The sequence below is a fragment of the Microcoleus sp. B3-D7 genome, assembly GCF_036705305.1.
GTDB lineage: Bacteria > Cyanobacteriota > Cyanobacteriia > Cyanobacteriales > Microcoleaceae > Microcoleus.
The window spans coordinates 1-9,889 of sequence record NZ_JAUBUE010000017.1 but is presented as its reverse complement, the minus strand read 5'-3'; the positions used below and the strand labels follow the sequence as shown (position 1 = coordinate 9,889).

At 49.5% G+C, this 9,889-nt stretch carries 3 protein-coding genes; 2 read left to right on the top strand and 1 reads right to left on the bottom strand.

From position 1 onward, the window contains the following. The coding region (locus QUB25_RS13985; protein WP_333183805.1) for a calcium-binding protein at positions 1 to 3,306 on the top strand (3,306 nt) is incomplete at its 5' end. A 648-nt stretch (positions 3,307 to 3,954) separates the two neighbouring features. Here the strand turns inward: QUB25_RS13985 and QUB25_RS13980 are convergent. After that, positions 3,955 to 4,578 carry a GNAT family N-acetyltransferase gene (locus QUB25_RS13980; protein WP_333183804.1) on the bottom strand — a complete coding sequence of 208 codons (624 nt, stop codon included), beginning with the start codon at positions 4,576 to 4,578 and terminating at the stop codon, positions 3,955 to 3,957. A gap of 1,706 nt (positions 4,579 to 6,284) precedes the next feature. On the opposite strand from QUB25_RS13980, the gene QUB25_RS13975 reads away from it, so the two are divergent. Continuing rightward, positions 6,285 to 9,806, top strand: a complete 3,522-nt coding sequence (locus QUB25_RS13975; protein ID WP_333183803.1) for a response regulator — start codon at positions 6,285 to 6,287, stop codon at positions 9,804 to 9,806. Positions 9,807 to 9,889: the final 83 nt, after the last annotated feature.

Below are 9,889 nucleotides of genomic sequence, written 5' to 3'. Positions count from 1 at the left end.
GTAGCGACACCTACTAACCTCACGGTAGGGCCAAACAGCAGCGCCCCGGTGCCTGGATTGGGAGGAACTGACCCCGAAGGGTCGATCGCCTCTTACACCATCAACACCCTGCCCCCAGCAGACCAAGGAATCCTGTTTTTAGGAGATCCAGCCAACGGCGGCGTACCCGTGACACCAGGTCAAGTCCTGACTCCAGCACAGTTGCAGCAACTGTTTTTCCAATCCACAGGTAGCTTTACCGGTGCCAATTTTACCTACAGCGCCACAGATAACACCGGCGCAGTTAGCCCCCCAGCTAACGCGAATCTCGGTTTAACAGGAACGACACCCCCGCCGACTCCAGCACCAGTACCAACGCCCACTCCCACACCATTACCAATACCGATTCCAGCACCAACACCAACTCCCACACCAACTCCCACACCGACTCCCAACGAACCGCCAACAGCCAACAATACTAACCTCACCCTAGAGCCCAACAGCACCGCGCAAATTCCGGGATTAGGAAAAAGTGACCCCGATGGGTCGATCGCCTCTTACACCATCAACACCCTGCCGCCAGCGGCCCAAGGAGTCCTGTTTTTAGGAGATCCAGCCAACGGTGGTGTACCAGTCACACCAGGTCAAGTCCTGACACCGGAACAGCTAGGACAACTATTTTTCCAATCCACAGGTAGCTTTACCGGAGCAACTTTCAGCTACAGCGCCACAGATAGCAACGGCGCTACCAGTTCCCTGGCTACCGCTACTCTCGGTTCCACAGGAGCAACTCCCACACCAAATCCCCTAAACTTACCGCCAGTAACCAACAATGCTAATTTCACGGTAGACCCCAACAGCAGCGCGCGGGTGCCGGGATTGGGAGGAAGTGACCCCGATGGGTCGATCGCCTCTTACACCATCAACACCCTACCGCCAGCGGCCCAAGGAATCCTGTTTTTAGGAGATCCAGCCAACGGCGGAGTAGCCGTGACACCAGGTCAAGTTTTGAAACCGGAACAAATAGGACAACTATTTTTCCAATCCACCGGCGACTTTACCGGTGCCAATTTCAGCTACAGCGCCACAGATAACAGCGGCGCTACCAGCCCCGCCACTGCCACAGTTGCCGCTATCTCCCCGACTTCCAACCAACCGCCTTCGATTAACAATGTTAACTTCACGGTTCCGACTAACGGCATCGTGCAGGTGTTGGGATTGGGAGGAAGTGACCCCGATGGGTCGATCGTCTCTTACACCATCACCAGCGTCCCCCCAGCCAACCAAGGAGTCCTGTTCTTATCAGCTTCAGTCAACGGCGACGTACCCGTGACAGCCGGTCAAGTTTTGACTCCGGCAGAAATAGGACAACTATTTTTCGTAGCCACAGTTGACTTTAACGGAGCAACTTTCAGCTACATCGCCACCGACAACCTCGGCAAAGTCAGCCCCGCTAGCGCTACTGTTGCTGCTATCTTGAGGCCAGTTGGAACTGTTCCCCCACTCATACCTACACCCACACCAACACCCGCGCCCGGTATCTCAAATCCGCTCGGGGAAACAGATACCGACTGTCAATGTTCTCCCATTATTGAAAAACCGGGAATTAACTTTGCGCCCCCGCAGCAACCACCTGCAGTGGGATTTGTCCGGCTTATTTCACAATTTTCAGAGGGACAAACCACCAAAGGAACCGACGGCGATGACTTCATCGTAGACACCAAAGGCAACCAAAAAATCGTCGGTTTTGAAGGCAACGACCTGCTTTTAGGTGAAGACGGCGCGGACGAAATTTACGGCAACGAAGACAATGACACGATTTTTGCGGGCCTTGACACCGATATTGCTTACGGAGACGAGGGCAACGATATCGTATTTGCAGGCAAACAGAATGACTGGATTGCCGGCGACTTAGGCTCTGACACCCTGTTTGGAGATCGAGGTGCGGATACGATTCTCGGAGACACCGGGCAGAACAACTCCCAGAGTCCTGACGATGCTCGCGATTTGATTTTCGGAGGCGAGGGTGCAGACCTCATTAACGGCAACGAGGGCGACGATACCATCCATACCGGCAAAGGTGACGATATTGCCCTTGGAGGTAAAGAACATGACCGAATTTGGGGCGAACTCGGCTCCGATACCTTGTTTGGTGGCATCGGCTCCGACAGCTTGTTTGGGGGCATCCGCGACCAAAGGGCCACCGACTCCGAGGGACGCGACTTGCTGTACGGAGGCTTCGGTAACGACTTCCTCAACGGCCAACAAGACAACGATACGCTGGTTGGAGGCAAAGATAACGATCGCGCTTACGGAGGTAAAGGCAATGACATCATCTACGGTCAATTAGGCTCCGATACTCTCTACGGCGGCGAAGGAGCCGATACTCTGCTCGGCGACAGTGGCAGTTCCCAGTCCATCGGGGATCTCGGCGAACAAGACTTAATCTTTGCCGACAGCGGCAACGACATCATCGGCGGCGGCCACGGTAATGATACCGTGCAAGCAGGTAAAGGCAATGATTGTGTTTGGGGTGGCAAAGATAATGACCTGATTTGGGGCGAACTCGGCTCAGATACCCTTGTCGGGGACAGCGGCGACGACACCATGTACGGCGGTGCTCGAAGTCGAGCTAAAGATGTTGGCGGCCAAGACTTGCTCTTTGGTGGCATCGGTGCTGATGTGCTGTTCGGCGATGAGGGTGACGATACCATCAGTGGTGGTCAAGACAACGACTTGATTTACGCCGGCAAAGCTAACGACCTCATACACGGAGATCAGGGCGACGACTTGATTTACGGGGGTGACGGCAGCGATGAACTCTGCGGTGGCGAGGACAACGATACCATCTATGGCGATCGTGCTGATAACCGGGCTTTCTCGGTGGGCGCAAACGACCAGCAAGACTGCATCAACGGCGGTGAGGGCGATGACTTGCTCTACGGCAACGAAGGCCAAGATACTATCAACGGAGATGCTGGCAGCGATACTCTGATTGGTGGTAAAGATAACGACCTGCTCAATGGGGGCGCTGGAGACGATTTGTTGTTTGGCGACTTGGGCGACGATACTTTAATTGGAGGTATTGGGAGCGATCGATATGTGTTGAGTGCTGATGGCGGCACTGATACTGTCATTAACTTCGAGGTAGGCGTCGATAAGTTGGTTTTGAGCGACAGCCTGAGTTTCCAGCAGTTGCAATTTAGCGCCACTCCGAACGGTACGTTGCTGCGAGTAGCAGGAACCGATCGGGTTTTAGCGAATCTGGTTGGGGTTAACGGGGCGATCGGCTCCTCGGATTTCCTACCAAATCTCTCTGATCTCTAGAATTGGCGGCGAAAGTCTCCTGTTCTGACGAACAAAACGCCACAGAAGTTCTGATCTGCTGTGGCGTTCCTCACAATACTCAATCCGGGTTAGAAACTTTGTAGCGCTAGGCCATTGACATCACTCTTACAGTTGCCTTTTGTTCCTCTCTAAAATGCTAAAAAATAAAGGTGTATTCAAGCTGGATTTGGTATAATATCAAATATGTTAGGAGCTAGATTAGTCATCAATCTATTATCTTTATCGGCGTGAATCATCGTCGATCTATTGTCATCTGCGGTGAATAAAATATTTTTATTACCGCTGATAAACACAGATTAACGCCGATTCATTATATTAATTTCTGTTGCATAATCCGTAATTTTTGACTGGTTTTTACCTCCGACGATGCTACCGGAGTTGATATAACTTTGTATGGGGTTTTTCAGGTGTTCCCAGGTACACAAGGGTTGGTAGCTCAAGTGTTTACAACCCACTAATTTTAGTGGGTTGTGCGATCGGGCTTAAGAGCAAACTAAAATTCATCACTAATTCCCCATTCCCATTCCATTGATTCACAATAGAAGGAAAGAAGAGATACACGGATAGCTATTTTTTCCTTTTTCTTGGTGAAGCCCCAATTCCCCATAATCAATTCAAATACTTAGCTTAGGATAGCGAAATCTGCTTGCGTAAAAATAGCCGGCGCGGCTGGCCGAACAGCCAACCAGTCCAATTCCAATCCACCTGTTGCAAGCGATAGCCGGCGTGATAGTATAACTGTCGCGCCGCGTGATTATTTTCCAGAACGTGGAGGTAAATCTCAGAAAATCCCCATTCTTTGGCTGTCTCCTCGCAGTGGCTGAGCAATTGTTGAGCAACCCCCTGCCGCCGATACTCCGGGTGAACGGCTAAATTCGACAAATAAGGATAGTCAGAATTAGGGCTTTGCCAAGGAAAGCGAGAACGCAGAGCCATTTCTACTGTTCCTGTTATGCGCTGATCTCGGTGCGATCGATAATTCTGCGTTCCCTCCTCGCGCGAGACTAGCTCAGCAACCAGACAAATGTAATGTTCTGCCTTAGAACGCAGTCGATTTTTTAAATCTTCGTAAATGCCCAAACGCAACACTGGATACACCCATTCTACAAACCCCTCGCGGGAGTGAAAGCTCATGGCTAAAATATCAGCTAGCTGCGTTAAGTCGTTGGGCGCAGCCACCCGGATAGAAAAACCAGAAAGTCCGGGAGGTTGTTGTTGGTGAGATGGTGAGGAAAAAAATGAAGGATTCACAATGCCAGGCCACTATAGTAATTTTTTTACGCGGGTTTCTAAGCTACCCTCTTAGAAAATTCACTGATGTTATACTGATCTTATAACGTAACTTATAGGCATAGTTTATTACCCGATTAAATTACATTTTTTTTGCTTGACTTTAAGTATCATTTGAGGTAAATGGAAAATTATTAGCATTTAATACTCTAGTTATGACAAAATAAAACTCATCCCCTAATACTAGATTTGTGGATAAGCTATTTGACCTTTAAATTGAAGCTTGATCCCTGGCTTTCGGCCGGCATCACAAGAGTTTAAGTAAACAGTAGCTTACAAATTAAATGCGCGACAGCTTAGCGGGCAAGGTATTAAAAACAATCACAAAGGTTTTAACGTCAGGTTCCCGGCATCCTACCGCTCTCTGCTTACGGAAATACCCGATCGAATATAATTTATCCGTCAAGCGGTAGTTGAAAAACTCAACGACTGACCATACTAACACCGGGCACGATCGCGCGTCGGATGTTCCCCGCCGCCCCCCCGGCTTGGCACCCCAGCTTTCAGCAGTTCTGGGCTATCCATCGCCCGTCCCCCATCGAACCGGTCTTACCTGTTGAGCTACTGGGTACTTTTCCAACGTCCAATTTAAATTTGGATGCCTGGAAACAGTCTGCAGGGGTTTTCCCCGTCGGTTCGATACTCTGCTGCGCGCGAGCGAGACCTTCAAAACCTCGATCGAGCTGATTGACCCTGCCCAAAAACCGATACAAGCCACCGACACTCGTCGGGGACAGCTCAAAATTTTAGACCCTAGTTCAAGCTCCCCGATTCATCTGTGGAGTAAATCTAAAATCTAAAATCTAAAATCTAAAATCGACTGATCGGTTTCCACAGAGTACATCCCTAGCTAAGATTAACAGATGGATGCTCGAGCTTGCGGTGTTTCGCCGCAGTAATTGGCTTGTCGAAGGTCTGCAGGACGCACAAAAAATGCCGAGATCGGGGAAAAAAGTGCAAGTCTAACTAAAATGGTACAGCAATTGCGTCACTCCCACAGACACCTCTGTGGTCTGTCAGCCACCCCCCAATATCAGTCAGGGGCTCAGGGCCCGATGGTGGTCGTTATCCTTGGCTGACTGTTAAAGTTGCTGTTACTTGTGGGAAAAAAACACAGGCGAAGATGTTGGTTGTCTATTGTATCTTGCTGCGGGCAGCTTTCACATACCAAATACAATATTCCCAGGAGCTAGGAGCAAACATAAATTTGGCAAATCAACTCACAATCAGGACGGTTATTCCTATGTATTCTGAGATATCCAGACGGCAGTTAAAATGGCCAGATTTGTGTTTGCTCTATTGCTGCATAAAGGTAAGGGGTAAAAAAAACTTATCGGGAGACGAGTTTATATGAATATCATTAAATAATAAAATTGGGGTGCACGACAGATAACTGTGGCTCAGAAGAATTCCGAATTGAAAACCCAGACATCAAAAATCAAGGTTGATGCTTGCCTCGCACACTCACAACAACTTCATATCCACGAATTATTGTGATACCATTTTCCCAAAATAATGGCACTCTAGGCAAAATCCCAATCCTTATGTCATCAGTCATTCGCAATCGAAAATCGAAAATGGTATGACTTCAGCAATTTAAATCGGCGAATTCTTCCTTTAATCAGACTTATTAAATCGAACAGCCCCGGGGCACAGGAGAACGGTGCATGAATTCCCAAGAAAATCCTAAGCTAAAAATTCTGATCGTCGATGACGAACCGGATAACCTCGACTTGCTTTACCGCACCTTTCATCGAGACTACAAAGTGCTCAGAGCCGAATCTGGTCCCGCTGCTCTCGAAATTTTGGCAAAAGAGGGAGAAGTTGCGGTGATTATCTCCGACCAGCGAATGCCAAAAATGAGCGGTACGGAGTTTCTCAGCTTGACGGCGGCTCAGTACCCCGACGTGATCCGAATTATTTTAACTGGCTATACGGATGTTGAAGATTTAGTGGAAGCTATTAACGCTGGCAAAGTATTCAAATACGTTACCAAGCCTTGGGATGCTCAAGAGCTGATAAATCTTGTCAGTCAAGCTGTTGAGACTCACAATCTTCTGAAAACGCGCACCAATGAACTGCGCCGTGCTTTGAGCCAAGAATCGCTGCTTTATGCCGTTACCAATACTATCCGCTCGGCTCCCAATTACCAGCAAATGCTGCAAAGAATTGTGGAAACTGTCGGGCAGATGTTTGAGGTGAGTTGCTGTCTGCTGCGGCCGTTCCAAGACGGCCGAGTTGCCGATGAGTGGTTCGTTTACCAGAAGGCAGAAACTCAAGGGTTGGGGGGCGATGAGGAAGCGATGCCCAGAGATGCTTCTGCTGCCGAACTCTCCCCGGATTTGCTGCCGGATTTGGTTTGGGAAACTTTGGATGTGGAAGTGATTCAAGATGCTCAAACTGACGATCGAGTTTTAAACTCGGATAATCAACAACGACAGCAGGCTTACGAAGCTGCGAATATTCGATCAAGCTTGATCGTACCTCTGTTTTACAAAATCGAACTGATGGCAGTCTTGGCGCTGCACCAGTTTGATCGACGGCGCCAGTGGCAAGACCACGAGGTACAGTTGGTAATTACGGTGGCAGACCAAGCGGCTTTGGCGCTTTCTCAAGCCCGGGCTTACGAACAGGTGCGGGCGCTGGCCAAGCGCGAGGCCTTAGTCAATACTATTACTACGGCAATTCGATCGAGTCTCGATCCCCAAAATATTTTTGCAGCCATTACTCAACAACTCGGCCAAGCTTTGCAAGTTGACGGCTGCGCCCTATCTCTGTGGACAGAAGATGATGAATACGTCCAATGCGTGGGGCTATACGACACAAATAGAGATACCGTGGCTGTAGAACAGGGTTTTATTGATCCAGAGGTAGTTGCGAACCCTCTGGGCTACGATACGGCTTCTGGCGATGGTGCTGCTAACACTCGCGCCTGGGTTTTTGCCCATCCTTCTTTGCCACAGTCTTTGGTGCCGATTCGGGGCAATCCGGTGTTGCTGCAAGTTATGGTATCAAAAGAGCCGGTGGCGATCGAAGATCTCGAGGAACACCCCGAGTTAAATGTTACAGAACTCCAAGTTCGATCGCCAGCCCGCGCCCTGTTAGTCGTTCCCTTACTCTCAGAAGGCAAAATCATCGGCAGCATTTCCCTGCGCCAAAATCGCAGCATCCGCCGCTGGAACATCTCAGATATTGACCTGGCTCAAATAGTCGCAACTCAAGCGGCTCTAGCCGTGCAGCAGTCGCGCCTCTACCAGACTACCAGACAGCAGGCAGAACGGCTTCTGGAAGCCGATCGGCTCAAAACCGAATTTTTCCAAAATATCTCCCACGAGTTCCGCACCCCTCTAACTCTAACTATCGGCCCTCTAGAATCAGCTTGCAGGCGCCAAGAAGACTTGCCCTACGAACAAGCCGTAATCGCTTTGCGTAATTCCCGCCGCCTCCTGCGCTTGGTAAATCAACTGCTGGACTTGCAGCGGCTCGATGCCGGACGGATGCAGCCGAGTTTCCGCCCCTGCGATTTAGTCGGTTTCTGTTACTCTACCGCAGAGTCGTTCCGCGCCTACTGTGAGAAAAAAGGACTGCACTTAATTACCCAACTGCAAGAATGTCCTTTACTTTATTTGGATCTGGAAAGATTTGACAAAGTTATTTACAACCTGCTATCAAATGCTGTTAAATTCACCCCAGAAGGCGGAACTATCACCCTGAAAGTTGAATCGGCTGGCGCTCACTGCTTGTTGCAAGTAAAAGACACCGGTATCGGCATTCGCACCGAACAAATTCCCTATTTATTCGAGCGCTTTCACCAAGCCGAAGGTTCTGCTAGCCGTTCCTACGAAGGCAGCGGTTTAGGTTTGGCACTTGTCAAAGAATTGGTCGAACTCCACGGCGGTCAAGTTTCAGTTGAGTCAGTTTACGGGGAAGGTACTACTTTTACCGTTTGGCTGCACTTCGGTTCGACTCACTTGCCCCCGGAACAGGTACTAGAAATACCAGCAGAGTTTCACTCATCCAAAGCTGCGGTGGAACTGGCAGATGTGGAGGCAGATTTGTCGGAAAATGAGGCAGAAAATCATAACTTTGAGGCGATCGAGCCGATCAGATCTGAAACAGCAGTGGGAACGGTTTTGGTGGTTGACGACAATCCAGATTTACGCTTTTATGTGTCGGCTATTCTGCGAGATTCCGGTTTTGCAGTTTTGCTCGCCCGCAACGGAGAAGAAGGATTTGCCGTGGCTAAAAAACGCCGTCCTAATTTAATTATAACGGATTTGATGATGCCTTTGGTCTCGGGTTTGGATTTGATTAAGATGATTCGAGAGGATGAGGAATTGCAGGGAACTCCGGCAATTTTGCTGACTGCTAAAGCCGACGAAGATACTCGAATTGAAGGAGTAGAACGGGGTGCGGATGCTTATTTGTCCAAGCCTTTTAACGATCGAGAATTGTTGGCGGAAGTGCGGAATTTGATCGCCCTCAAACAAAACGAGCGCCGAGTGCAGCAGTTGAACAGTTATTTAACTGAGTCGGTGCTGCGCCGATTTTTACCGCCGGCGATGGTGAAGGCCGCTGCGGCTGGAGATTTGGCATTGGATTTGCGCCCGGAACCGCGATTGATTACTATTTTGTTTAGCGATATTGTCGGTTTTACTCAAATGGCAAATACGCTGCGCTCGCGCCGGGTAGCTGAGCTGTTGAATGAATATTTGGCGGCAATGACTAAGGCTATTTTTGACAGTGGCGGTACGGTGGACAAGTTTGTTGGAGATGCGGTAATGGCTTTCTTTGGCGCGCCGGAGGAACTAACGCCTAACGAGCAAGTACGCCGCGCTATCGCTGCTGCAAGGCAAATGGTGCTATCTCTGAAGGAGCTTAACCAGGGCTGGTTGGAGCAGGGAATTGTTGGGGAAAATGGCGTGCCTCCGGTGCGGTTTCGCTGCGGAATTCACCAGGGTACTGCGGTGGTGGGGATGTTTGGCGGCCCCGATCGATCGGATTATACTGCGATCGGGCCGAGCGTGAATATTGCCGCCCGCTTGCAAGAGGTGACGGAACCAAACACGGTGCTAATTTCGGCGGCGGTTGCAGATTATGTTGAGGAAAATCGCATTGTTAAATATAAGCCTTTGAAACTAAAGGGAATTGATGAAACTGTATTGACTTTTTTACTAAATTGTGATTAGTCATGATAACAATACTCCGGACAGTTTTTAAGCAGCCAAAGTACCATAAGACAAGACTGAAGGAAGGTTAGGGTGATTTAAAA